1 protein-coding gene is annotated in these 641 nt (G+C 46.0%); it reads left to right on the top strand.

Translation table 11 applies throughout. The annotated features are described in order from the left end of the window. Positions 1-641 (top strand): aminopeptidase N C-terminal domain-containing protein (locus AB4496_RS27510; RefSeq protein WP_372133146.1); only part of this gene is annotated, 641 nt, incomplete at both ends.

Genomic DNA, 641 nt, shown 5'->3' with positions numbered 1-641 from the left:
GGGTACTGCTTAGTGATTCACTAGAACCTGCGTTTATTGCAGAAATGCTTTCTCTACCGAGCCATAACGAAGTGTCGGGTTGGTATGAGCGCGTTGATATTGATGCGGTCGCATCTGTTCTTAACTCAATGAAAGTAACACTAGCTGCAGAACTTGAAGACGAGTTAGCGGCGGTTTATCACAGCCATGCACTAACAGAATACACGATCGATCACGATTCGATTGGTAAGCGTACTCTACGTAAAGTTTGTCTAAGTTACTTAGCGCATACTGAAAAGGGTAATGACTTGGTTGTTGCTATGTACCAACAAGCAAACAACATGACAGATACAATGGCTGCAATGGGCGCGGCGAACAGTGCGCAACTACCATGTCGTGAAACCTTGATGGCGGATTACAGCGACAAGTGGAAACACGATGGTCTTGTCATGGATAAGTGGTTTGCATTGCAAGGTTCAAACCCAAGTTCTAATGCACTTGAAGTGATTAAAGCGTCGATGTCGCACCAAGCGTTCAGCTTGAAGAACCCGAACCGTACTCGTAACTTGGTAGGTTCGTTCTTAAACATGAACCCGGTTCAATTCCACGCCAAGTCAGGACAAGGTTATGCGTTTGCGGGCGAGATCCTACGTGAACTGAAC

Source organism: Vibrio sp. 10N.222.46.A1, assembly GCF_041473595.1.
Taxonomy (GTDB): domain Bacteria; phylum Pseudomonadota; class Gammaproteobacteria; order Enterobacterales; family Vibrionaceae; genus Vibrio; species Vibrio tasmaniensis_A.
The sequence above is the reverse complement of the archived record's forward strand: the minus strand, read 5'-3'. Positions and strand labels throughout refer to the sequence as shown.